We start from the raw sequence: 22565 nt of genomic DNA, 5'->3' as shown, positions 1-22565 counted from the left end.
GATGGCGCTGTCGACGGCGGCAAAGGCCTCGGATTTTTCCGAGCCGTGGAAGAACGCTGACCGCGCCCTCATCATCGACGCCTACGAATACAATTCCATCGACTGGGCCCAGCTCGCCACCGACAAGCGGGTCGTCGGCTTCATCAACAAGGCGTCCGACGGCATGCCGCCGCCCTATTTCTGTTTGGGCGGCGACACCGAAGTGAAGCTATGCAAGGCGCTGTGGAAACGCCACGCGGTGACGCGCGAACTGTTCCAGACGCGCCGGGTCGTGGCCAAGGCACTCGGCCTGAAATGGGGCGCCTATCACCTCGCCCGCCCCGGCAACCCCGTCGAACAGGCCAACAACTTCCTCGATTTCGCCGAACCCGCGCCGGACGATCTCATGGCGCTCGACATCGAAGGCAACGATCCCTCGCAATGGATGTCGCTCGACGATGCCGAGGAATTCGTGCGCCAGGTTCATCGGCGCATCGGCCGCTTTCCGGTGCTCTACACCAACGGCAAGACGGCCCAGTACATCGCCGACAACAGCTACAGATACAGGCTGCTGTCGCGGCTGCCGCTCTGGTATGCCCGCTACAAGTCCGACATCGACGTGCATTTCCCGATGGGCAACTGGCAGGGCTACGCGCTGTGGCAGTTTTCGGCGCAAGCCAATTGCGGCCGGTTCCGCTGCCCTTACAGGGTCGCCGGCACGCCTAACGACATCGACGTCAATGTCGCGCCTATGGACGCCGCCACACTGCGTGCGCAATGGCCATTCGGTGGGCTCATCGATGTGCCGCCCGACTATCTCGCCTCGATACCGCTGCCTGTCTCACGCGAAGCCGGCCTCGCCGGCAATGTCACCATCACCTACGCCTCGGTGGCGGCGCCGCCGACCTTCGAGGAAATGATTGTGGCGTTGGGCACGCGCTGGACGAGGTTTCGCGACGGCTTCCGCATGCCAGTCGTGAAGACGGTGCCGCGGCGGCCGGGTTTCGGCATTGTCCAATATGTCGCCTGGAAGCGAACCGAACAGCGTTCGCCGGCGCAACTCGACGCCGCCTTTGCCGCCGCCGATCCGCTCAGCACCGCTTCGACCAAGATCGATCGCGGTTTGCGGTAGACTGCCGTCTCCCAATACAGAATTTCAGCCAGCCTGCTCGCGCGCCACGGCCTGCCAGCCGATGTCGCGACGGCAGAAGCCGTCCGGCCAGTCGATACGGTCGAGCGCGGCATAGGCTCGTTTCTGCGCCTCGCCGACCGTGCTTCCCGTCGCCGTGACATTGAGGACGCGGCCGCCATTAGCAACCAGCGCGCCGCCATTGATGGCGGTGCCGGCGTGGAAGATCTGGACACCGTCGCCCGCCGCGTCTTCGACGCCGCGGATGACCGATCCTTTTTCCGGCGTGCCGGGATAGCCTCTCGCCGCCATCACCACAGTGAGCGCGGCCTCGTCGCGCCAGCGCACGGACATATGCGCAAGCTGGCCGTCGGTTGCCGCGTTGAGCAGGACCAGCAGATCGTCCTTCAGCCGCATCATCAGCACCTGGCATTCCGGGTCGCCGAAACGGGTGTTGTATTCGATCAGCTTCGGCCCCTTGTCCGTGATCATCAGCCCGGCGAACAGCACGCCGGAGAACGGCGCGCCAAGTTCCGCCATGCCGCGCATGGTTGGCTCGATGATCTCGCGCATGGTGCGCTCGACCAGTTCCGGCGTCATCACCGGGGCCGGCGAATAGGCGCCCATGCCGCCGGTGTTGGGGCCGGTGTCGCCATCGCCGACGCGCTTGTGATCCTGCGCGGTGCCGAAGGGAAGTGCTGTGGTGCCGTCGCAGAGGCAGAAGAAACTCGCCTCCTCGCCGGTCATGAACTCCTCGACCACAACTTCCGCGCCGGCCGCGCCGAAGGAACCGTCGAAACAGGCATCAAGTGCTGCCCGCGCCTCGTCCAGTGTCATGGCGACGGTCACGCCCTTGCCAGCGGCGAGGCCATCGGCCTTGATGACAATCGGCGCGCCGGTCTTTTCGAGATAGGCTTTGGCGGAGGCCAGATCACTGAACCGGCCATAGGCGGCGGTCGGGATGTTGTAGCGGGCGCAGAGATCCTTGGTGAAACCTTTCGAACCCTCCAGTTGCGCGGCAGCCTTGGAGGGTCCGAAGACGCGAATGCCTTGCGCGCGCAGATCGTCGGCAATGCCGGCGACCAGCGGCCCTTCCGGGCCAACGACGACGAGGTCGATCTTTTTCTCTTTGCAAAAGGCGCCAACGGCGGCGTGATCGGCGATGTCCAGCTTCACCAGTTCGGCCTCGCTGCCGATGCCCGGATTGCCGGGGGCCGCATAAAGCTTCGTCAGCAGCGGCGACGCGGCGATCTTCCAGGCGAGCGCATGTTCGCGGCCGCCGGAGCCGAGAAGAAGAACGTTCATGGCCACCTCTTGATGCCGACTATCCCTTAGAGCACCCGCTATTGCTCTCTGGGCGACGGGTCAAGGCATCAGGATGCATTGGCGGGAATTGCGCACGGGAACGTTACCCCTGCCGAAAATGGGCGCCAAATACCGGCGCCCATTTTCTGGCTCCCGCTCAGCCCTGGTAGACGACCGGAAACCAGTCCTCGCGCAGCCTCTCGCCCGGCTGCATGCCGTGGCCGTGATAGGGCGGCGAGGTGCGCCCCGGCCGCTCGACATAGCGGGCATCGTCACCGACCCAGCGCAGCGACAGCGCCCGGCGTCGCGCCGCGGTCAGGTTGCCACGCGCGCCATGCGCGGTCCTGAAGTCGAACAGAATGGCGTCGCCCGGCTCCATTTCCCATTCGAGCACTTTCAGCGACGGATCGTTATCGGGATCGGGCACCGGCAGATAGTCGCCCTCGCCGGCATAGAAATTGCTGTCGTCGAGCCAGCGCACCGGCAGGATCATCTTGTCCCATTTGTGCGAACCAGCGATCAGCCGCAGCGTCGCTTCCTTCACCGGGTCGATGGGTATCCAGAAGCTCACGGTCTGCTGGCCATCGACGAAGTAATACGGAATGTCCTGATGCCAGGGCGTCGGCTTTTGCGTGCCGGGTTCCTTGACCAGCACATGATCGTGGAAGAACTGCGCGGTGCGCGACTGCATCACCGCCGCCGCCAGTTCGGCGACCGGTGATTTCCGCACCACCTCGACGAATTCGGGGATGCGCTCCCAGTTGCAATAGTCGTCGAAGAAACTGCCGCGACCGTTGGCGATGTCGGACGCGGTTTCGCTGCGGTTCTGCATGTTGCGCTCGATGCCGGCGGCAATCGTGTCGACCCAGCCCTTGAAGGCGCCGCGAATGCAGACAGCACCGTCACGCTGATAGTCGGCGATGGTGCCCGCATCGATCATGGAGGCGTTGGAAGTGTGGGTGGCAGCTTGGGAAGCCATGGCGTTCTCCTCTTGGAATGAACCGACTATCGCAACCCTCATTCATTCAGTAAAATAATAACTTTCCATCCAGCACATAGAGTTTCCTTATGAATGTGACCCTCACGCAGTTGCGCTATCTGGTCGCCGTGGCGCGTCATGGCAGCGTCACCGGCGCGGCCAAGGTGCTGAACGTTTCGCAGCCGTCGATCTCGGTGGCCATTGACGCCGTCGAAAAGAATTTCGGCCAGAAACTGTTTGTTCGCCAGCGGGGAAGCGGCGTGTCGCCGACATCGTTCGGCCGCGCCGTCGTGGCCAAGGCAAGACAGGTTCTCACCGAAACGGAGGAACTCATCGGCCTGGGCTCAAGCAAATCGGCTGTCAGCGGAGAACTGGTGCTAGGATGCTTCGAGGATCTGGCGCCGTTCTTCGCGCCGGCCCTGCTGCGCGCCTTCTCCGAACGCTATCCAGCCGTCAAGGTCGTCGTCCGCGACGAAACCTTCGAGACGCTTGGGCGGCGGCTCGGCGATGCGGCCATCGATCTCGGCCTCACCTATGACCTCAGCCTGCCGACGCATTTCGCCCGCATCCTGCTGCGCGAACTTCGCCCGCATGCGCTGTTGCCGGCAGGCCATGCCCTGGCGGACCGGGCAACGGTCAGCCTTGCCGATCTGGCCGCCTATCCGCTGATCACCACGGACCAGCCACACAGCTGGCAGCACATGCTCGACCTGTTCCGCAGCCGCGGCCTGTCGCCAGTGGCTGATACGACGACAAGCTCGTTCGAACTGCAGCGCAGCATGGTCGCCAACGGGTTCGGCGTTGCGGTCAGCTACACCCGCCCGCATGGTGACCGCAGCTATGACGGGCTGCCGCTCATCTGCAAGCCACTGTCGGATCCGCTGCCCATGCAGCGGATCTTGCTCACCTACGACACGCATCAGCGTGTGTCGAATGCGGCGCTGTCCTTCATCGACGTGGCCAAGGGTTGGTTCGCCACCCGCGACATCTTTGCCTCGTGAAAGGCTGACGGTCGCCGCGTCGCCGCTTGCCGCTTGACGGTTTCCGCCGCTGCTGCCACTCCATGGAGATGGAACCTATCCAGTCGAAAGCGGCCCAGGGCCGTGTCGCCGATGCGCCGAACGGCCATTGGGTCTACCGCGTGCTGCCGCGCTCGATATGGCCCTATGCGCAGCTTGCCCGGTGGGACCGGCCAATCGGCTGGCAGTTGCTGCTGTGGCCCTGCTGGTGGTCGGCGGCCCTTGCGGCGAGCGCCTATCCGCGTCCCGGCGACCCGCTGCTCTCGCTGCTGCCGGCGCCTTGGTATCTCGTGCTGTTCCTGGCCGGCGCCATCGCCATGCGCGGCGCCGGCTGCACCTACAACGACCTCGTCGACGAGGACATCGACAACCAGGTCGAGCGCACGCGCTCGCGGCCGCTGCCGTCCGGCAAGGCCACGCGCCGGCGGGCATGGTTTTTTATTGCCCTGCAGGCCCTGGTCGGCCTCGTGGTGCTCATCCAGTTCAACAGCTTCGCCATCCTGCTCGGCATCTGCTCACTGGCGATCATAGCCATCTATCCGTTCATGAAGCGGATAACCAACTGGCCGCAACTGGTGCTTGGCCTTGCCTTTTCCTGGGGCGCGCTGATGGGATGGGCGGTCGAGTTCGGCGATCTCGATGGACCTGCAATCATGCTCTATATCGGCTCGATCCTGTGGGTGATCGGCTACGACACGATCTACGCGCATCAGGACAAGGAAGACGACGCCATTGTCGGCGTGCGCTCGACGGCACGCCTGTTCGGCGACAACACCAAATCGTGGCTGGCAGGGCTCTATGGTGGCGCGCTGATCTGTTTTGCCATCGCCTTCGCGTCGGCGCAGGCTCCGGTGGTGGCACTGGCAGGACTGATCGCTGCCGGCGCCCATATGGCCAGGCAAATTGCCGTGTTGGATATCGACAACCCGGACCAATGCCTGCGTCTATTCAGATCGAACAACCAGGTCGGCTGGCTGATCTTCCTGGGCCTGATCGGCGGCGCTGTGTGGGTAGCACTGAAGCCGCTGGTTTAGCGGCTTCGCTTTTCCTGCATGTTCCCTCTCGGGATCATGCTCACTCGCGCGAGATGATCTCCTGGCCGTCGATGACCAGCCTGAGACCGAGGTCGCCGGCCCTGCGGCGAGCGAGAAAACGCGGGCGTCGGGTGTTGGACAGACGGCCTTTGCGGCGATCCTGCGGCGGCAGCGTCTTGATGGCGGCGCCGAGCGATTCTTCCAGAGTGCGGGCGACGCCGTCCGATTCGATCAGCAGCATCGGCAGACGGTAGGCGTCGGCCCACGCGCGCCAGTCGGCGGCGACATCGTCGAGATCGTCGGCGACCAGCAACGGCACCGACAGCATCGGGTCGTTGTGCAGGAGTTCCAGGGTCACCGTGACATTGCCGTCAGGGTCCTCCATGGCGCGGGCGGCAACGCCGCGGAACGCATTGGCGGGCAGAACGATGATCGCCGGCAGGCCGCTCATCTCGAGCAGGCGGCGGATCACGGCGCCACGCTGGTCGATGGTAAAGGTCACATCGCCGTAGTCGTCGCGTGTCGCGTAGCTCACCACTTGCGGCAGGCGAAATGGGTCGAGACGCATGTTGCGTCCCGCCCAGACTGGCTTCAGTCCGGTGTTCATAGAGTGCCTTCCTGTCTGTCTCCTGAGAGCCGGTGTCCGGTTCTCTCCGGGCCGGTTTTTCCAGCCTCGTTTGTATGGAGACAGTAGCGCGGGCTCCTTACCGCCCCGCTTAAGAAAGTCGGTTAAATTTTGCTGATCTTAGGGATGGTTATCGGAATCCCACCAACCACAAGATGTCGAAAGGATCAGATAACCTTACCCGGATTCATGATGCCGGCCGGGTCGAAGGCCGCCTTTACCCTTCGCATCAGATCGATCGCCATCGGCGGCGCGGTGGCAATCAGTTCGTCGCGCTTCAACTGGCCGATACCATGCTCTGCCGAGATCGAACCGTGCAGGCTGCGCACGACGTCGTGCACCGCCTTGTTCATGGGATGATAGAGGGCGAGAAATGCCTCGTCATCGCCATCGACGGGCCGCGAGATGTTATAGTGGAGGTTGCCGTCGCCCATATGGCCGAAGCAGACCACGCGGGCGCCGGCACTCACCGACGCCACGGCGCCGGCGGCCTCTGCGATGAAGCGCGGGATCATTGCCACAGGCACCGAAATGTCGTGCTTGATCGAGGCACCCTCCGGTTTTTGCGCCTCGGGCAGCAGCTCGCGGAAATTCCAGAAGGCATCCCCCTGCCCGAGGCTTGCGGCGATGACGGCGTCGCCGACGAATTCATGTTCGAGGCCGGCCGAGAGCACGTCCTCGATCAACGCCCGCGAATCCTCCGATGAACGGCCGGACGAAATCTGCATCAGCACATACCACGGCCAGTCGTCGACCAAGGGCCGCACCACGCCCTGTGCATGCGCCAGCGTGAAATCATATGGCCGCTTGCCGATCAGTTCGAAGGCGGTCAGCGCGGCCCCGGCGCGGTCCATGGCCAGGCTGAACAGGGAAAGCGCGGCCTCAGGCGACGACAGGCCGACGAATGCGACCTCGCGCCCCTTCGACTTCGGAAACAGCTTGAGCACGGCGGCGGTGATGACGCCGAGCGTGCCTTCGGCGCCGACGAACAGGTTTTTCAAATCGTAGCCGGTGTTGTCCTTCTTCAGCTTGCGCAGATCGTCGAACACCTCGCCGGTCGGCAGCACCACCTCGACACCGAGGCAGAGTTCGCGCGCATTGCCGTAGGCAAGCACGCCGGTGCCGCCGGCATTGGACGACAGGTTGCCGCCGATCTGGCAGGAGCCTTGCGCGGCCAGCGACAGCGGAAACAGCCGGTCGGCGGCGTCCGCCGCCTCCTGCAGCGTCTGCAGGATGACACCGGCCTCGGCCGTCACCGTGTTGGACAGGACATCGATCTCGCGAATGCGGTTGAGCCGCGACAGCGACAGGATGATCTCGCGCCCGGAGGTGTCTGGCACTTGGGCGCCGACCAGCCCGGTGTTACCGCTTTGCGGCACGATCGGCGTTCCCGTCTCGGTCGCCAGCCGCATGATCCGGCTGACCTCGTCGACGCTGCCCGGCCGCAGCACCAGCGATGTCGCGCCATGCCAGAGCCCACGCCGCTCAATGAGGTAAGGCGCGATGTCCTGCTCGTCGCGCAGTGCATATTTGTCGCCGACGATCGCCGCGAAGCGATCGATGAGAGCAGGGTCGAGTTTGTCTGGAATTTCGGTCATGGGGGAAAACTATGTTGCGGGCTGTTAGATGTCACGAGGGGCGGCGGCACGCGAGAGGCGATCGTTGATCGCCTCTCCGAGACCATCAAAAGGAACCGGCTCGACGGCGATGGTCGGCGCACCGCTGCGGTCGAGTTCCTGCATGTAGGCGAACAGATTGCTCGCCGCTTCGCGCAGGTCCCCGGTCTCGGATAAATTGAGAAAAGCAGCGGCGCGGCGCCAGCCTTCCGCCCGCTGGCCGCCGAAGCCGAGCAGGGCCTCGCCCTCGCCGATCGTCCCGGCGTTGAGCCGCATCGCGGCGCCCGGCGCATAGTGCGAGGCAAGCATGCCGGGCGCCTCGACGCCGGCTGCACCGCCGCGCAACAATTCCATGCCGATGGCCGCCTCGATCTCCTCGGCGGCAATGCCGCCGGGCCTCAGCAGCCGCATTCTGTCCCCCTCGGCCTTGACGATGGTCGACTCCAGCCCGACGGGGGTCGCGCCGCCATCGACCACCAGCTTGATCCGCGCACCGAGATCGGCCGCCACCGCTTGCGCGGTCGTTGCACTGATCTTGCCGGATGAATTGGCGCTGGGTGCTGCAAGCGGGCGGCCGAGCCTGGCGATCAGGTCGCCGCCAAAGCCCCTCGGCATGCGCAAGGCAATCGTATCGAGCCCGGCCGTGACCAGCGGATGGATGCTGTTGCCGGGCCGTTGCGGCAGCACCAGCGTCAGCGGACCGGGCCAGAATGCCAGCGCCAGTTTCTTCGACAGCGGATCGAACAGCGCGAGGCGCTCGGCCATCGCCATGTCGGCGACATGGGCGATCAGCGGGTTGAAGCGCGGCCGCCCCTTGGCTTCAAAGATGCGCGCCACACCGATGCCGTTGGTGGCGTCGCCGGCAAGCCCGTAGACGGTTTCCGTCGGGATGGCGACGACATCGCCACCCCTGAGCAGCGCCAGCGCCCGCTCCAGCGCCTCGCCGACGGCAAGTATTTCAGCCACTCTCGTCACCTCACAGATGCCGGGGTGCGTAGTACGATGGCGGCCGTTGGGCAAGCCGGCTGTTGGGCAAGGCGACTGTGGCAACACGGGGCATTGGTGATTTATCAATTCCTAAAATGCTACGTTTCGGCGAAAGCCCACGTCAATCACGGCCTGCTATTGAGCAGCTTCTGGGCAAAAGGGGAGCTATATCAGTGTCCGTGCGCATACTGATGGGGATCGTTCTGGCTGCGGCGAGCGGTGGGGCTCAGGCATCGTCGCTGGTTTTTCCCAGTGCGCCGTCCTCGACACCGTCGATTGTCAGGGTCGGTATCCCCGACCAGCCTAAAACCGCCGAAGCAGCGAAACCCAAGCATGCGCCGTCGGTGCTGGCACTTGGCGCAGCAGAGCCCGACGTCACCTATGAAAAGGTGGCGGCCATACCGGACAAGCCAGAGGCCAGGCATGGCTTCCAGCCAGGCCCGATGGTCATTCGTGGCGGCGTTACCGGTCCCGACTTCCCAGCACCGGCGCCAACCGCCGCGCCAGCGACAGGTGCCGCGCCGACCACAGGCACCGCGCCGGCGGCAGGCGCTGCTCCGGCGGCAGGCACTGCGCCGGCAACGGCCACCGCCTCCGCAGCCCCCTCGGGAAACGCCGAGAACCAACCCGCCCCGCCGAGCGCCCCGGCGCCGGCAGCAGGTCAGCGCATGCCTCCCAACGGCTACACCAAGTAGCCCCGGCTCAAAGACAGCCTGACATTGATGGCGTGACTTGACGGCGGTCTGGCGCTCGGCGCACCATTGCCAGACAAACGCCGTTTCAGTTTATGTCAGCCGCGGGACGCCATCGCCTGAGTTCGGCAAGCGGCCCTGGCAGACCGGATATTATCGCTAGGGGTAAAGGGGGGTAATCATGAGAAAATCTGGAATCGTAACCGCGGCAGGCCTTCTGCTGGCGTCACTGCTTGGCGTCGTCGCGGCTCATGCCGACGATATGCTGGGATCCTATGTCGCGCGCATTTCCGATCGCGATCATCAGGCGAGTGACGGCTATGCGCTGGACAACGCCGCGCAAATGGTGAGGCAGGACCGCGCCAACTGGCACAAATTCCACCGCCGCGACAGCGACGATGAGGGCGATGGCTGGTTCAGGACCAACGACCAGCGCGCCGATCTGCAACGCATGCTGGAGCGCGGCGGCGCGATGAGTTCCTCGACCAAGCGCGCCATCGTCAATGGCGAACCGCTGATCCAGGTCGACGTCTACGAAAACAGCGTGCGCGTCAGCATTCTTGAGAACTGACCGGGTCAGCATCCGGGACGACTGACAGAAAAGGGCGGCGTGTCAGCGCCGCCCTGCCATCGATAGAACCGGCAGCTGAAAAAATCAGGCTGCTTCTTCCTTGTCGTCGTCCTCTTCGGACTCGCCGTCTTCAGCTTCTTCTTCGGACTTTTCGTCGTCGCCTTCAGCCTTCACACTGTCCTCGGCGTCGTCTTCGTCCTCATCTTCGTCTTCTTCATCTTCGTCGTCATCCGAGAGCGTGGCAGCTTCGGCGCCGTCGGACTCTTCGCCTTCTTGATCGTCGCCGTCTTCGTCGTCATCCGACAGGTCAGCGGCTTCGACCGCGGCGGCAGCGGCATGATCGAGGATGGTTTCGGAAGCGGATTCAAGCGCCTCGGCGGGAGCCGGGGTTTCTTCTGTCACTTCGATTTCGTGATCGGAATTCATGGAAGCCTCCGTGGGGTTGGGGAACATGTCCCTTTTGCCACGGAGAGATCATCGTCATATGACTGTAAGCCGGCTCGAACGGCCGACCGGAAGATTTTTTCTTAGCTTCTCAACCAGCTATCTTCGAGAAATCCGCGACCTGACCGGTCGCCGCGCGGATGCGGGCGAGCAGCGCCAGGCGATTGGCGCGCACGGACAAGTCCTCGTCATTTACGAGGACATGCTCAAAGAATGAATCAACCGGTTCACGCAAAACGCTAAGCGCCAACAGGGCGCCGGAAAAGTCATCGTTTTGAATCGCTTCGCCGGCTTGCTTCTCAGCCTGATTCACCGCCGCAAACAGCAATTTCTCGGTATCCTCGCGAAACAGCGCCGGCTCAACGGTTTCGGCGACCGCCGTTTTCTTCTTCTCCTCGGCGGCCAAGATGTTGGCCGCACGTTTGGTGCCGGCGAGCAGGTTTTTGCCGTCCTCTGTATCGAGGAAGGAGCCCAGCGCCTCGACGCGGCGCACGATCTGCAGCAGGTCATCGGACTGCGGTGTGATGACCGCATCAATCAGATCGTGGCGTGCACCCTGGTCACGGAGGTAGACCTTCAGGCGGTCGTGGAAGAAGGCGACGAGATCGGCAACGAATGGCGAAAGCGATGCTTCCAACTCCATCATACGCTGGCCATCGAAGAACTCTCGTTCCTGATCGGCGGAGCCGAAGGTTTCCGAATTTGCGTTGGCCAAGCCGCCCTTCAACAATCTGGAGATCAAGCCGGCTTCCGACAGCAACTGGCTTGCCCCCTTGTACTCGCGAATGCGGGAATCGAGCATCGTGACCACACCACGGCTCTCAACCCCCTCACCGAACCGTTCATATGCGGCGAGCGCCGAGGCCACCGTCGCTGCAATGGCGACACCCAGGGAAAGCCTGATCCTGTTTTCCAGTATGATCCTCACCACACCCAGCGCCGCTCGACGCAAAGCATAGGGGTCCTTCGACCCGGTCGGCTTTTCGTCGATGGCCCAGAAGCCGGCCAGCGTGTCGAGCTTGTCGGCAAGTGCCACGGTGATCGAAACCGGATCGCTCGGTACGCGATCGGATGGGCCTTGTGGCTTGTAGTGTTCCTCAATGGCTGCCGCGACCGAAGCATGCTCGCCCTGCAGCAACGCATATTTGCGCCCTATTGCGCCTTGCAGCTCGGGGAACTCGCCGACGACTTCAGTGGTGAGATCGGCCTTGGCTAAGACAGCCGCACGGCGCGCCAGTGCGGGATCGGCGCCGACGATCGGCGCCAGTTCCTCGGCAAGCTGAGCAATCCGCTCCACCCGCTCGCCCTGCGTGCCGAGCTTGGCGTGAAAGGTGACGGCGAGATGGTCGAGGCGGGCCATGCGCTGGTCGAGCGGTTTCTTCAGATCGAGCCCGAATTTTTCCGCCGATGCTTCAAGCTGGTCAAGATCAGGCAAATCGCCCTGATCGGTCGTCCAGAAATAAAGCGCGTCGGACAGACGGGCGCGCACCACCTTGCCGTTGCCGTGGGCGATCTCCTTGCCGCCATCCTTGGCCTCGATGTTGGCGGTGAGGATGAAGCGGTTGGAAAGCGCATCATCGACACCCTGCGGCCGCGTGACAAAGCACTTCTGGTTGGCGCGGATGGTCAGCCGGATCACCTCGGCCGGAATGGCCAGGAAAGCCTCCTCGAACTCGCCCATCAGCACGACCGGCCATTCGACCAGCCCGGACACCTCTTCCAGCAGCCCGTCGTCCTCAACCAGGTCGAGCCCGTTGGCGAAAGCGAGATTGCGGGCGTCGGCAAGGATGATCTCCTTGCGCCGGTCGGCATCGAGCACGACCTTCGCCGCTTCCAGCTTGGAAACATAGTCGTCGAAGCGGCGCACCGTAATGGCATCAGGCGCGTGGAAGCGGTGGCCATAGGTGACGTTGCCCGAGCGGATGCCGTCGATCTCGAAATCGACCACGACAGGCTCCTCGGTCTCCGGGCCGAAGGTGCACAGGATCGATTGCAGCGGCCGCACCCAGCGCAGCGAGCCGGGCTTGGCCGAGGCCGGCCCCCAGCGCATCGATTTCGGCCACGGAAAATTGCGGATGATGCCCGGCACCAGCTCGGCGATAATCTTTTCGGCCGCCCTGCCCGGCTTCGAAATATGGGCGACGTAGAAGTCACCCTTCTTCGGATCGGAATGGACATGCGCCTCGGCGATCGAAGCAAGTCCGGCCTTGCGCAGGAACCCCTGGATCGCCTGTTCAGGCGCTGATGTCGAAGGTCCTTTGATCTCTTCGCTTACATCCTTCGAGCGCGCGGTCAGGCCCCTGATATCGAGCGTCAGCCGCCGCGGCGTCCAGTACTCGCGCGCCGCCTCATAGGTCAGTCCCGCCTCGACCAGACCGTCGGTCAGCATCTTCCTGAGATCACCCGCCGCCTTGCGCTGCATGCGGGCAGGGATTTCCTCGGAACGAAGTTCGAGCAACAAATCCGGCATCAGAGTGTCTCCGCCCGCATGCCATTTTCCTGTTTGCGCGTCCTCGCGCCTCCGGCGCTGCGGTCGCGCGGCTGGGCAGGAATCTCTTCCGAGCGGAGTTCTAGAAGCAGGTCAGGCATGGATGGGGCTCACGCGGCAAAATGGTCCGGGCGGGGCATAGCAACTCGGCTGGCCGCTGTCACCCTTTCCGCGCGGCGATCGCCGATTTGCGCCCATTTCCAGAAATTTTGGCCGCCCTGTCGGGACGAGACGATCCCGCTCGTCCTTGGATCAAAGATTTCCATGAACCGAACGCAGCGCTGAAGCGACCCACGCTCAGGCAGGGAACTATTGGCTCAACGACCATGAAAACGGCATCCAGACTTCTACAGATCCTCGCGCTCAGCGCCTGCTTCACCGCGCAGGCCCATGGCGCCTTCTCGATGCCGGGCGTGCGGCAGGCATTGCGCACGATCGACGGTACCGGCACTCAGAACGTCCTGCCGATCAACATTTCCTTCGAGATGATGAAACGGGTCTGAAACTCAGGCTGCCAAGCCACCCGCCTGCGTCTTCAAAAATGCCTCGCCGCAGGCCTTCGCCAGATTGCGCACCCGCAGGATGTAGCTCTGCCGTTCGGTGACCGAAATCACACCGCGTGCGTCGAGCAGGTTAAAGACATGGCTGGCCTTGATGCACTGATCATAGGCCGGGAAAACCATGCGATGCATCGGCAGATTGTCGTTAGACGCCGGCGCGCCGGCATCGAGCAACGCTTTGCACTCGGCCTCGGCGTCCTCGAAGTGGCGCAGCAGCATCGCCGTGTTGGCGTATTCGAAATTGTGACGCGAATATTCCTGCTCGGCCTGCAGGAAGACATCGCCATAGGTGACCTTGTCGGCGCCTTCGCGGCCGTTGAAGTTGAGGTCGTAGACATTGTCGACGCCCTGCACATACATGGCCAGCCGCTCCAGCCCGTAGGTCAGCTCGCCGGCCACCGGCGCGCATTCGATGCCGCAGACCTGCTGGAAATAGGTGAACTGCGACACTTCCATGCCGTCGCACCAGCACTCCCAGCCGAGGCCCCAGGCGCCCAGTGTCGGGCTTTCCCAATCGTCCTCGACAAAGCGGATGTCGTGCAGCAGCGGGTCGACGCCGATCGCTGCCAGCGAACCGAGATAGAGCTCCTGCAGGTTGGGCGGGTTGGGCTTCAGGATCACCTGATACTGGTAATAATGCTGCAGCCGGTTCGGGTTCTCGCCATAGCGGCCATCCTTGGGACGGCGCGAAGGCTGGACATAGGCGGCATTCCAGCGTTTTGGCCCAAGCGCGCGCAGCGTCGTTGCCGGATGAAACGTGCCGGCGCCGACCTCCATGTCGTAGGGCTGCAAGATGACGCAGCCATAGGCCGCCCAGTAATTGTGCAAGGTCAGGATCAGCCCCTGGAACGAGCGGCTGGGATGCATATGGGGGGGGATTTCAATCGTCATGGTGGCCTCGACAGCACGGGCTAGCTTGCCGGCACGTCCTAGAGACACGGCGGCAAAGCGTCAAGCAAGGCGCGCCGGCGCGGATCGCCGGAAGCGTGCGGGACGATGTTGAAAGCATTGCGAGGGCGTGGCCCATTGCCGGTCATGGCAGCCTGAGGTCTGTTCGATGCGTCGTCCATGTCAATGACAACAGGTCCAGCCATGCCCAGCCCGATCGTCATCCGTCCCGTTATGCGCCGGGATTTCGAGCAATGGCTGCCGCTGTGGGACGGCTACAACGCATTTTATGGCCGCTCGGGTGAAACGGCCCTGCCGGGCGAGATCACCCAGATGACATGGTCGCGTTTCTTCGATGCCTATGAGCCGGTCCATGCGCTGGTTGCCGAGAGCGAGGGACAGCTTCTCGGCCTCGTACACTATCTCTTCCATCGCAACACCACGTCGATCGCACCGAATTGCTACCTGCAGGACCTTTTCACCACACAGACCTCGCGTGGCAAAGGCATCGGCCGGGCGCTGATCGAGGGCGTCTATGAGCGTGCCCGGGCCGCCGGCTCAGGTCGGGTGTACTGGCTGACGCATGAAACCAATCACACGGCGATGAAGCTCTATGACAAGGTCGGCGAACGCTCCGGGTTTGTCGTCTATCGGAAGATGTTCTGAGGCCGTCTCCGCAAATCGGCGAGCGTCTGGGCGGGCGCATGTGGCCCAAACGAAAACGGGGCTCCGAAAAGAGCCCCGTTCGTATTCAAAATAGTCGACTTCACCCCTTCGGGGCGGGCACCGGCTCTGGCTTGACCTTCGGGGTTTCCTGCGCCGTGTTGGATTCGATCGGCGGCAGGCCCTTCATCAGCTTCTGCTGCAAGGTGGCCAGCACATCGGGATCCGGCTTCAGGTCGCGAGCCTGGTTCCACTGGAAAGTTGCTTCCAGCTTGCGGCCGACGCGCCAGTAGGCATCGCCGAGGTGATCGTTCAGAACCGGATCTTCCGGCTTCAGCGACACGGCGCGTTCCATTTCGCGCACGGCGTCATCGAACCTGCCGAGGCGGAAATAGGCCCAACCCAGCGAATCGACGATGTAACCGTCGCTCGGCCTGAGGTCGACGGCCTTCTGGATCATCGCCAGGCCTTCCTTGAGGTTGGTGTTCATGTCGACCCAGGAATAGCCGAGATAGTTCAGCACCTGCGGCTGGTCGGGGAACAGCTCCAGCGCCTTGCGGAAGTTCGGCTCGGCCTTGGGCCATTCCTTCAGGCGCTCATATGCGATGCCGCGCTGGTAGAAGATATTCCAGTTGGCTGAAGTCGGCGTCTTCAGCACATCGACAGCCTTGTCGTAGAGATTGGCGGCCGAGCGGAAATCATCCTTCGAGGAATAGACGCCGCCGAGCGCCAGATAGGCGCGCATGTCGTCGGGATGGGCGTCGACGAAGGCCTTCAGATGGGTGATCGCTTCTTCGTGACGGTCGAGATCGGCAAGGTTGAGGCCGAGCTGCAGGTCCGAAAGCTCCTTCAGCGGCGAGGTAGCGGGGATCCGCCGATAGAGCGCAATGGCGCCCTCGCCATCCTTCAGCTGCTCGGATACAGCAGCGAGTTGCACCAGGGCGGCGTCGCTGTCAGGCTTCAGGGCAAGCGCATATTGCAGATAGAGGCGAACGAACGGCTCGCCGCCGCCACGGTTGAGCGCGGTGGCAAGGTCGAGCAAAATCTCGGAGGCACCGTCCGACGGGCCAGTAGCGAAGGGCGCAATCTTGTCGCCCTTGGCGATCCTGTCGCGCAAGGCGACGATCTCCAGCTTGCCCGGCGAAAACGCCTCGGCCTGGTCGAGCACCGACAGCGCCTTGGCCTTGTCGCCCTTGCGGGCCAGGAACGACGCGTAGGCCTGGGCGTTGCGCATCCAGGTTTCGGGAGCGGCGCCGCCGGCGGCGGTGTCCTGCATGGTCGCGGCGTAGATCGCTTCGGCCTTCTCGGGCATACCGGACGCATCGGCGATCAGCGCGCGGTGGAACGACTTGAACAGGCCGAACCAATCCGGCCCCTGCAGCTTGTCGATGGAGGTCATCGCATCGGAGGCCTCGCCGGCGCCCTGTTGGGCCCAGCCGGACATCACCCCGGAGATCAGCCGGTCGAGATCGGATTCCAGCGACAGCTTGAGCCAGTACTGCGCCTTGGTGAAATCCTTCTTGTGGAAGGAATCAACGGCGAGTGCCAGGCGCGAAAAGCGCTCGACATCTGGAACTTCCTTGAGCTTGTCGGCATAGACGAGGGATTCGTCGAAGCGGCCCTGCGCGATCAGCGACAGCATCAGGCTCTGCTGCAGGCCGGTGTCGCTCGGGTCGAAGGCCAATGCCTGCTTGTAGTAGGCTATGGCACTGTCGAGGTCGTTGTCGCCTTCGGCGATCCGAGCTGCCAGATAGGCGCCCGAAAACGACGTGATCTTGACCGGTTCGGTGGTTTGCTTGGCATAGGCCGGCAAAGTCGAGATCGCCATGCCTGTAACAATTGCCAGCCTTGTCAGCCAGCGCGCACGTCCTTGCCGCATCGTATCCCTTTCAGCCAGGCGCCATCTCCGCGTCAGCGGGATCGGCGTAGACTCGATCTTTCCAGGCAAAGCATGGCCTTTTTGGGGTCACGCTTCAATCCGCCTCGAATTCACAATCCGGGCACCCGATTAACAAACCATGGCGACAGGCACCAGTTTCCGATCTTGAATTTCGGCCATGGCCCTGCGCGGCGCCGACTATATCACAGATTCGACCATTGAGGTCAGCGCCAATATCAGCCCTTGCCTGGCGAGGCGGACCGGTGCACCAGCGTGTCGCTATATCCGCCGGCCGCTATCGTGCTGCACAGCTCATTCCACTCACAGCTGCCGCAAGCCTTGCGCACGCGGCCCGCCGAAAACGCCTGCCGCATCCGAGCCAGGATTGCCGCATCGAGATCGAGACTGGCGCCGACGCGGATTGATTGCGCCAGCAATTCCTCCACGTCCTGTGCAGCGAGCCGGTCCCGCTCGACGACGCTCTCGTTGAGACAATGCGGTTCCGGCTCGTCGAGCAAGGGAGCGCAGACATCGTCGGGGCCGGAAACGAGGAGGACGTCCTCGCCCCGGCTCAGGCGCTCCGCGACGCGATCATAATTGGCGGTGAAGGCGGGGCTGTATCCCTTGCCCACATAGGTGAGCAGGCAAAGGAGGTGATGGGCGCGTAGCCTGATCGTCATTTATTCTTGTGGCCTGAGGTCGGTCGGCTCGGGTTTGTAGCCCGAAAACAGCTTGAGTGTCGCAGCACCCAGCGCCGACTTGAGCAACCCGCCGACGAGAAAAGGCAGGAAGCCGAAGGTGATGGCCTTCTCAGTGCCGATCATGACAGCGAGCCACATGGTGCCGAGAACCAGGCAGGCAAGGTTGCCGAGCAGCATGGCGGCGAAGGCGAGCACCACCCTGTTGCCGTTCCAGCCGCGTTCGGCCAGCCAGCCGACAAGCGCGCCGGTGATCGGGAAGGCGAAGAGATAGCCGCCCGTCGGCCCGACGAAATGCTGTACGCCGGCGGAGCCTCCGGCCAGGACTGGAAAGCCCACCGCGCCTTCGACCAGCCAAGCGGCGATGGTCACAGCGCCAAGCCGCCAGCCATAGAGCGCGCCGATCAAGGTCACGGCGAAGGTCTGCATGGTCACTGGAACCGGCACCATTGGCACTTCGATGTAGGACGACAGTGCCAGGAACAGCGTGCCGAGCACGACAGCTCCGGCCTGCCAGCCGAGGGAGCGATCCTGGAGCCGGAGCGGGCTGAACGAGGGCTTGCTGGACAAGAATGCGATGTCTGCCATTGGGATTCCTTCGATCGGTTGCAAATTATAGATAATTTCTGTTTTCGATCTATTATCGAATCCACAATTCCGGTGAGATAGCAAGCCCTGGCTGTGCAAAGGGTCGTCCTAGCCGACGATGGCAAAGGCTTCGCGCGTCGTCCCGGAGGCCGTCCTGACCGGCTTGCGGCCAATCCACTGGACATGCCGCCCCAGCGTCACGGCCGCCGATTCGGTGTTCCCCTGCCGCAAGGCGGTGAGTATCGCGCGATGATCCTGATCGGTGGGTGTCTCCCACTCCGAGCGCCATGCCGCAAACAGGAAGCGGGCACTCGCCGCGTGCAGATCGTCGATGGTGGCGAGCAGGCGCGGCATGCCGCATGGCGCCAGGATCAGCCGGTGGAAGGCGCGATTGGCTTCCTCCCATGACCTGACGTCGCGGGACTTGTCGCCGGCCTTGGTTGCCTCTTCGGCGAGATCGAGAATGGCAGATGTCAGGTGTGGCGCCGCGTGGCGCAGCGCCAGCACTTCGAGCGCCGCCCGCATTTCGGCGACCTCCTTGACCTCGCCCAGATCGAAAGACGCCACACGCACACCACGGCGCGGCTCACCGATGGCCAGCCCTTGCGCCTCGAGGCGGCGAAAGGCCTCGCGCACGGGAACATGACTGGTGTGGAATTCCTCGGCGATATGATCCTGCCGAAGCCTGGCCCCCGGCTCGATCGCGCCCGAGATGATGCGGTCCGCCAGCACCTTGCTGATGCGCACCGCGATGGTGTCGTCTGTGCCCTTTGCCATGTTTTATAGATAATTTGCGGCGGGGCAGTTTGTCGAGACGGCAACACCAGGATTCGGTGGGTTGCCTCTTGTGCGGGCGTCCTCGTCAGCCGTGCCGGAGAGGCGCGGCAACGTTTCTCAGTTCACCCGGCTGATGCAGAAATCGATGACGTCGATCAGCGCCGATTTCTGCGGCGTCGCTTCCAGCGGCGCCAGCGCGTCGCGGGCGATCTCGCCGAAATGGCGGGCGCGCCCGATCGTGTCGGCAATGGCGCCGTGGCGGGTCATCAGGCCGGTCGCCTTTTCCAGACCGGCGTCATCGGTGACATTGTCCTCGATGGCGCGCTTCCAGAAGGTGCGCTCGGCCTTGGAGCCGCGCCGGTAGGCAAGGATGACCGGCAAGGTCACCTTGCCTTCGCGGAAATCGTCGCCGACGTTCTTGCCCAGATCCTTGCTGGTGCCGCCATAATCCAGCGCATCGTCGATTAGCTGGAAGGCAAGGCCGAGATTCATGCCGTAGGAGCGCAGCGCGGCACGATCATTGCGCGTCGCCTGGGCGATGACGGGACCGACCTCGGCAGCAGCCGAAAACAGCGCCGCGGTCTTGGCCTTGATCACCGCGAAATGCTCGTCCTCGGTGGTTTCGAGGTTCTTGGCGGCGGCAAGCTGCATCACCTCGCCCTCAGCGATGATCGAGGCCGCACTCGACAGGATGTCGAGCGCTTCGAGCGAGCCGACATCGACCATCATGCGGAAGGCCTGGCCGAGCAGGAAGTCGCCGACCAGTACGCTTGCCTGGTTGCCCCAGATCATGCGGGCGGTCTTCTTGCCGCGGCGCATGCCGCTCTCGTCGACGACGTCGTCGTGTAGCAGCGTCGCGGTGTGCATGAATTCGACCGAGGTGGCGAGCTTGACGTGGCCCTCGCCGACATAGCCGAACATCTGCGCGGCAGCGAGTGTCAGCATCGGCCGCAGCCGTTTGCCGCCGGACGAGATCAGATGATTGGCGACTTCCGGGATCATCTCGACGTCGGAGCCGGCCTTGGACAGGATCAATTCATTGACGCGCCCCATATCGGCGGCAGTCAGATCGATCAGATCCTTGATGGAGGCAGGCTCCCGCTTCCCGTTTTCGATGTTGAGAACGACACCCACGACAATCACTCCCGTCTTGGTATAACGCGTGCGACGGCACCCTTAGTCCCTCCATGGACTCTAGGGCGGCGGACATGGCCACGGCAAGTGGCGAATTGGCGCGGCGGCGATGACGGAATGTCAACCGACGCCGAAAGGGAGTTCTACTTTGCCACGGGAATCCGCCTGCCCGTTTACATCAGCGCTGCAAACTGAGAGTTTCGCCCGATGATTGAGCTCATTCGCACCAACGACGCCGTCATCATTTCCTTTGTCGAATCGCTGATGCGCGATGCCGGCATCGGCTGCTTCGTCGCCGACCAGAACATGAGCGTGCTCGACGGCTCGCTCGGCATCCTGCCGCGGCGCGTCATGGTCGACGCCGACCAGGCCGACGCGGCACGGCGCATCCTGACGGATGCCGGCATCGCCAACGAGATTCGCGGAAAATAATGTCCGCCGCGCCGGCCACCCTCGTCCCGGACACGCCGGCCCATACGGTCGACGCTTTCCATCGCGGCCGGTTCTGGCTGGTGCAGCCCAAGCAAGGCGGCCATCGCGCCGGCATGGATGCGATGATGCTGGCGGCATCCGTGCCATCCGCCTTTGCCGGGCGTCTCGCCGATTTCGGTGCCGGCGCCGGGGCCGCCGGACTGGCGGTGCTGTCACGCTGCCCGGCCGCCGAGGCGGTGCTGGTCGAACGCGCGCCCGAAATGGCGGCCTTCGCGGCGGCCACCCTTGCCCACCCCGGCAATGCCCATCTCAGCGATCGCGCCTCTGTGCTCGTCGCCGATGTCACCGTATCGGGCCGGGCGCGGGCGGCCGCCGGCCTCGCCGACAATGATTTCGACTTCGTCATCATGAACCCGCCTTTCAACCCCGCACGGGACCGCGCCACGCCCGATCGCCTCAGAAAAGAAGCCCATGTCATGGAGGACGGGTTGTTCGAGAGCTGGATTCGCAGTGCGGCAGCGGTCGTCAGGCCGCGCGGCGGGCTTGCCGTGATCGCCCGCCCCGAACAGCTCGGCGCCATTCTCGATGCGATCGCAGGGCGCTTCGGCGATGCCGAGATGCTTGCCGTCCACCCTCGCCCCGACGCAGCGGCGATCCGCATTGTCGTCAGGGCAGCGCTCGGGGCGCGGGGAAAGCTTGCCATCCGCCCTCCTTTGATGCTTCACGCGCAATCAGGCAACGGCCCCGATGAGCGCAGCGAAATGATCACCAACGGCCTCGCCTCGCTGTTCGGAGATTGAGCTATTCTGCCCGGCCACATTGCCGTTGGCCGGGAAATCCCTACATGCCTGCAACCCACCGACCGGAGACCGCGCCCTCGTGAAACGACTTATCAACCGCCTGCTGCCGAAATCCTGGCGCTCCACCGTCGTCACCATTCCGGTCATCCGGCTGCACGGCACCATCATGGCCGGCGGTGGCCAGTTCCGACCGAGCCTGTCGCTGGCCTCCACCGCCGGCCTCATCGAGAAGGCGTTCTCCTACGACGCGCCGGCGGTCGCCATCTCGATCAATTCGCCGGGCGGCTCGCCGGTGCAGTCGCGGCTGATCTTCAAGCGCATCCGTGACCTGGCCACGGAAAAGAACAAAAAGGTGCTGGTCTTCGTCGAGGACGTCGCGGCATCGGGCGGCTACATGATCGCGGTCGCCGGTGACGAGATTTTTGCCGATCCGTCCTCCATCGTCGGTTCGATCGGCGTGGTCTCGGCCTCGTTCGGCTTCCCGGAACTGATGAAGAAGATCGGCGTCGAGCGCCGCGTCCACACCGCCGGCCAGAACAAGGCGGTGCTCGATCCGTTCAAGCCCGAGAGGAAGGAAGACGTCGAACGCCTGAAGGCGCTGCAGCTCGAGGTGCACGGCACGTTCATCGATCTCGTCAAGGAGCGGCGCGGCACCAAACTGAAAGACGATCCGGACCTGTTCACCGGCCTGTTCTGGACCGGCATCAAGGGCCTCGAACTCGGCCTGGTCGATGCGCTCGGCGACATGCGCACGGTGCTGAAGACCCGTTTCGGGGCAAAAACCCAGCTCAGGCTGATCACCGCGCCGCGCGGTTTCCTCAGCCGCTTCGGCCTGTTCGGTTCGAGCAAGGGCTTCTCAGTGCCCGATATCGCAGCCGCTGCCGCTAGCGGCGTGATCGATGCGGCGGAAGAGCGCGCGTTGTGGTCTCGGTTCGGGCTTTGAAAACCCGGCAAAACCGTCTAGCATGACAGTTAGAAATCTCATGCATGTCGTTACCCAAACCGAATCCACTTTTGGGCGATATGCATCAACCGACCCGACCGGCCGCCTTCGCCGGCCCAGCGTGGGAGGAGTTTTGGTATGCCGCAGATCATTTTCTTCACCGTCGTTGGCGTCGCCGCCTATTTCGGCTACCGCACCTTCATTAGGGAAGCTGAGCGCGTGACCGCCAAGGTGCGGCGCACCGAAAAGCAGGCGGCCAACGGCGCGATCGGAACGCTGGTCAAGGATCCGAAGACCGGCGAATACCGGCTGGCCAAGGACTGAGCATCATTTCG

Annotated in this window: 24 protein-coding genes; 11 read left to right on the top strand and 13 right to left on the bottom strand. The window is 63.6% G+C overall.

Annotated features, from left to right (window positions below; translation table 11 throughout):
* The first annotated feature begins 1 nt into the window (after window position 1).
* Window positions 2–1111 (top strand): glycoside hydrolase family 25 protein, encoded by a 1110-nt coding sequence (locus C8D77_RS10730; RefSeq protein ID WP_109663290.1) that lies wholly within the window; start codon window positions 2–4, stop codon window positions 1109–1111.
* Window positions 1112–1135: 24 nt separating this feature from the next.
* Here the strand turns inward: C8D77_RS10730 and purD are convergent, their stop codons facing one another.
* A complete protein-coding gene (gene purD / locus C8D77_RS10725; RefSeq protein WP_109662194.1) occupies window positions 1136–2413 on the bottom strand; it encodes a phosphoribosylamine--glycine ligase in 1278 nt (425 codons plus the stop codon).
* Window positions 2414–2570: 157 nt separating this feature from the next.
* A complete protein-coding gene (locus C8D77_RS10720) occupies window positions 2571–3392 on the bottom strand; it encodes a phytanoyl-CoA dioxygenase family protein (RefSeq protein ID WP_109662192.1) in 822 nt (273 codons plus the stop codon).
* A gap of 89 nt (window positions 3393–3481) precedes the next feature.
* On the opposite strand from C8D77_RS10720, the gene C8D77_RS10715 reads away from it, so the two are divergent.
* A complete protein-coding gene (locus C8D77_RS10715; RefSeq protein WP_109662190.1) occupies window positions 3482–4393 on the top strand; it encodes a LysR family transcriptional regulator in 912 nt (303 codons plus the stop codon).
* A 68-nt stretch (window positions 4394–4461) separates the two neighbouring features.
* Entirely contained in the window at window positions 4462–5445 is a 984-nt protein-coding gene (gene ubiA, locus C8D77_RS10710) for a 4-hydroxybenzoate octaprenyltransferase (RefSeq protein WP_170136734.1), read from the top strand.
* A gap of 40 nt (window positions 5446–5485) precedes the next feature.
* Here ubiA and C8D77_RS10705 read toward each other — a convergent pair whose 3' ends face one another.
* The 3 genes from C8D77_RS10705 to C8D77_RS10695 all read right to left on the bottom strand — a co-directional run bounded on the left by C8D77_RS10705 (window position 5486) and on the right by C8D77_RS10695 (window position 8652).
* Complete coding sequence (locus C8D77_RS10705) at window positions 5486–6052, bottom strand: DUF6101 family protein (protein WP_109662185.1); 567 nt, start codon at window positions 6050–6052, stop codon at window positions 5486–5488.
* Window positions 6053–6237: 185 nt separating this feature from the next.
* On the bottom strand, window positions 6238–7668 hold the full coding sequence (locus C8D77_RS10700; protein WP_109662183.1) for an FAD-binding oxidoreductase: 1431 nt from the start codon (window positions 7666–7668) through the stop codon (window positions 6238–6240).
* A 24-nt stretch (window positions 7669–7692) separates the two neighbouring features.
* A complete protein-coding gene (locus C8D77_RS10695; RefSeq protein WP_109662180.1) occupies window positions 7693–8652 on the bottom strand; it encodes an L-threonylcarbamoyladenylate synthase in 960 nt (319 codons plus the stop codon).
* Between the two features lie 194 nt (window positions 8653–8846).
* Between C8D77_RS10695 and C8D77_RS38045 the strand changes: the two genes are divergently transcribed.
* Both C8D77_RS38045 and C8D77_RS10685 read left to right on the top strand, forming a co-directional pair.
* On the top strand, window positions 8847–9368 hold the full coding sequence (locus C8D77_RS38045) for a hypothetical protein (protein ID WP_109662178.1): 522 nt from the start codon (window positions 8847–8849) through the stop codon (window positions 9366–9368).
* A 178-nt stretch (window positions 9369–9546) separates the two neighbouring features.
* Window positions 9547–9936, top strand: a complete 390-nt coding sequence (locus C8D77_RS10685) for a hypothetical protein (RefSeq protein ID WP_109662176.1) — start codon at window positions 9547–9549, stop codon at window positions 9934–9936.
* A gap of 84 nt (window positions 9937–10020) precedes the next feature.
* Here the strand turns inward: C8D77_RS10685 and C8D77_RS10680 are convergent, their stop codons facing one another.
* Both C8D77_RS10680 and glyS read right to left on the bottom strand, forming a co-directional pair.
* Window positions 10021–10362, bottom strand: coding sequence for an ATPase (locus C8D77_RS10680; protein ID WP_109662173.1), 342 nt, complete (start codon window positions 10360–10362; stop codon window positions 10021–10023).
* A 109-nt stretch (window positions 10363–10471) separates the two neighbouring features.
* Window positions 10472–12850, bottom strand: a complete 2379-nt coding sequence (glyS, locus tag C8D77_RS10675; RefSeq protein WP_109662171.1) for a glycine--tRNA ligase subunit beta — start codon at window positions 12848–12850, stop codon at window positions 10472–10474.
* Between the two features lie 344 nt (window positions 12851–13194).
* Between glyS and C8D77_RS37565 the strand changes: the two genes are divergently transcribed.
* Window positions 13195–13371 carry a hypothetical protein gene (locus C8D77_RS37565; protein ID WP_164548640.1) on the top strand — a complete coding sequence of 59 codons (177 nt, stop codon included), beginning with the start codon at window positions 13195–13197 and terminating at the stop codon, window positions 13369–13371.
* 3 nt (window positions 13372–13374) lie between these two features.
* On the opposite strand, the gene C8D77_RS10670 is transcribed toward C8D77_RS37565, so the two are convergent.
* Window positions 13375–14319, bottom strand: a complete 945-nt coding sequence (locus tag C8D77_RS10670) for a glycine--tRNA ligase subunit alpha (RefSeq protein ID WP_109662169.1) — start codon at window positions 14317–14319, stop codon at window positions 13375–13377.
* Window positions 14320–14520: 201 nt separating this feature from the next.
* Here C8D77_RS10670 and C8D77_RS10665 point away from each other — a divergent pair, with 201 nt between their 5' ends.
* The gene (locus C8D77_RS10665) at window positions 14521–14982 is read left to right on the top strand and encodes a GNAT family N-acetyltransferase (protein ID WP_109662166.1); all 462 of its coding nucleotides are present in this window, start codon (window positions 14521–14523) and stop codon (window positions 14980–14982) included.
* 100 nt (window positions 14983–15082) lie between these two features.
* Here C8D77_RS10665 and C8D77_RS10660 read toward each other — a convergent pair whose 3' ends face one another.
* The 5 genes from C8D77_RS10660 to C8D77_RS10640 form a co-directional block, all read right to left on the bottom strand.
* Window positions 15083–16858 carry a tetratricopeptide repeat protein gene (locus tag C8D77_RS10660; protein WP_109662164.1) on the bottom strand — a complete coding sequence of 592 codons (1776 nt, stop codon included), beginning with the start codon at window positions 16856–16858 and terminating at the stop codon, window positions 15083–15085.
* A 236-nt stretch (window positions 16859–17094) separates the two neighbouring features.
* Window positions 17095–17538, bottom strand: coding sequence for a DUF1284 domain-containing protein (locus C8D77_RS10655; protein ID WP_109662161.1), 444 nt, complete (start codon window positions 17536–17538; stop codon window positions 17095–17097).
* Window positions 17539–18144 (bottom strand): biotin transporter BioY, encoded by a 606-nt coding sequence (locus C8D77_RS10650; protein ID WP_109662158.1) that lies wholly within the window; start codon window positions 18142–18144, stop codon window positions 17539–17541.
* A gap of 108 nt (window positions 18145–18252) precedes the next feature.
* Window positions 18253–18921: a GntR family transcriptional regulator gene (locus C8D77_RS10645; RefSeq protein WP_109662156.1), complete on the bottom strand. Its 669-nt coding sequence runs from the start codon at window positions 18919–18921 to the stop codon at window positions 18253–18255.
* A gap of 117 nt (window positions 18922–19038) precedes the next feature.
* Window positions 19039–20055, bottom strand: coding sequence for a polyprenyl synthetase family protein (locus C8D77_RS10640; protein ID WP_109662154.1), 1017 nt, complete (start codon window positions 20053–20055; stop codon window positions 19039–19041).
* A 207-nt stretch (window positions 20056–20262) separates the two neighbouring features.
* Between C8D77_RS10640 and C8D77_RS10635 the strand changes: the two genes are divergently transcribed.
* From C8D77_RS10635 to C8D77_RS10620, 4 genes are all read left to right on the top strand, one after another.
* Window positions 20263–20487, top strand: coding sequence for a putative signal transducing protein (locus tag C8D77_RS10635; RefSeq protein ID WP_015318845.1), 225 nt, complete (start codon window positions 20263–20265; stop codon window positions 20485–20487).
* A complete protein-coding gene (locus C8D77_RS10630) occupies window positions 20487–21287 on the top strand; it encodes a tRNA1(Val) (adenine(37)-N6)-methyltransferase (protein WP_109662152.1) in 801 nt (266 codons plus the stop codon). Before C8D77_RS10635 ends, C8D77_RS10630 begins: the two co-directional genes overlap by 1 nt.
* Window positions 21288–21366: 79 nt before the next feature.
* The gene (locus tag C8D77_RS10625; RefSeq protein WP_109662149.1) at window positions 21367–22230 is read left to right on the top strand and encodes a S49 family peptidase; all 864 of its coding nucleotides are present in this window, start codon (window positions 21367–21369) and stop codon (window positions 22228–22230) included.
* A gap of 138 nt (window positions 22231–22368) precedes the next feature.
* Window positions 22369–22554 carry a hypothetical protein gene (locus tag C8D77_RS10620; protein ID WP_056581167.1) on the top strand — a complete coding sequence of 62 codons (186 nt, stop codon included), beginning with the start codon at window positions 22369–22371 and terminating at the stop codon, window positions 22552–22554.
* Window positions 22555–22565: the final 11 nt, after the last annotated feature.

This window comes from Mesorhizobium loti, assembly GCF_003148495.1.
Taxonomy (GTDB): domain Bacteria; phylum Pseudomonadota; class Alphaproteobacteria; order Rhizobiales; family Rhizobiaceae; genus Mesorhizobium; species Mesorhizobium loti.
This window is presented reverse-complemented; position numbering and strand designations above follow the sequence as displayed.

Coding starts and splice junctions, on each gene's coding strand:
- ubiA (WP_170136734.1), top strand. CDS start 4,462: ATGGAACCTATCCAGTCGAAAGCGGCCCAGGGCCGTGTCGCCGATGCG.
- C8D77_RS10700 (WP_109662183.1), bottom strand. CDS start 7,668: ATGACCGAAATTCCAGACAAACTCGACCCTGCTCTCATCGATCGCTTC.
- C8D77_RS10655 (WP_109662161.1), bottom strand. CDS start 17,538: ATGACGATCAGGCTACGCGCCCATCACCTCCTTTGCCTGCTCACCTAT.
- C8D77_RS10645 (WP_109662156.1), bottom strand. CDS start 18,921: ATGGCAAAGGGCACAGACGACACCATCGCGGTGCGCATCAGCAAGGTG.
- C8D77_RS10705 (WP_109662185.1), bottom strand. CDS start 6,052: ATGAACACCGGACTGAAGCCAGTCTGGGCGGGACGCAACATGCGTCTC.
- C8D77_RS10635 (WP_015318845.1), top strand. CDS start 20,263: ATGATTGAGCTCATTCGCACCAACGACGCCGTCATCATTTCCTTTGTC.
- C8D77_RS10715 (WP_109662190.1), top strand. CDS start 3,482: ATGAATGTGACCCTCACGCAGTTGCGCTATCTGGTCGCCGTGGCGCGT.
- C8D77_RS10665 (WP_109662166.1), top strand. CDS start 14,521: ATGCCCAGCCCGATCGTCATCCGTCCCGTTATGCGCCGGGATTTCGAG.
- purD (WP_109662194.1), bottom strand. CDS start 2,413: ATGAACGTTCTTCTTCTCGGCTCCGGCGGCCGCGAACATGCGCTCGCC.
- C8D77_RS37565 (WP_164548640.1), top strand. CDS start 13,195: ATGAAAACGGCATCCAGACTTCTACAGATCCTCGCGCTCAGCGCCTGC.
- C8D77_RS10630 (WP_109662152.1), top strand. CDS start 20,487: ATGTCCGCCGCGCCGGCCACCCTCGTCCCGGACACGCCGGCCCATACG.
- C8D77_RS10670 (WP_109662169.1), bottom strand. CDS start 14,319: ATGACGATTGAAATCCCCCCCCATATGCATCCCAGCCGCTCGTTCCAG.
- C8D77_RS10720 (WP_109662192.1), bottom strand. CDS start 3,392: ATGGCTTCCCAAGCTGCCACCCACACTTCCAACGCCTCCATGATCGAT.
- C8D77_RS10660 (WP_109662164.1), bottom strand. CDS start 16,858: ATGCGGCAAGGACGTGCGCGCTGGCTGACAAGGCTGGCAATTGTTACA.
- C8D77_RS10620 (WP_056581167.1), top strand. CDS start 22,369: ATGCCGCAGATCATTTTCTTCACCGTCGTTGGCGTCGCCGCCTATTTC.
- C8D77_RS10730 (WP_109663290.1), top strand. CDS start 2: ATGGCGCTGTCGACGGCGGCAAAGGCCTCGGATTTTTCCGAGCCGTGG.
- C8D77_RS10685 (WP_109662176.1), top strand. CDS start 9,547: ATGAGAAAATCTGGAATCGTAACCGCGGCAGGCCTTCTGCTGGCGTCA.
- C8D77_RS10680 (WP_109662173.1), bottom strand. CDS start 10,362: ATGAATTCCGATCACGAAATCGAAGTGACAGAAGAAACCCCGGCTCCC.
- glyS (WP_109662171.1), bottom strand. CDS start 12,850: ATGCCGGATTTGTTGCTCGAACTTCGTTCCGAGGAAATCCCTGCCCGC.
- C8D77_RS10650 (WP_109662158.1), bottom strand. CDS start 18,144: ATGGCAGACATCGCATTCTTGTCCAGCAAGCCCTCGTTCAGCCCGCTC.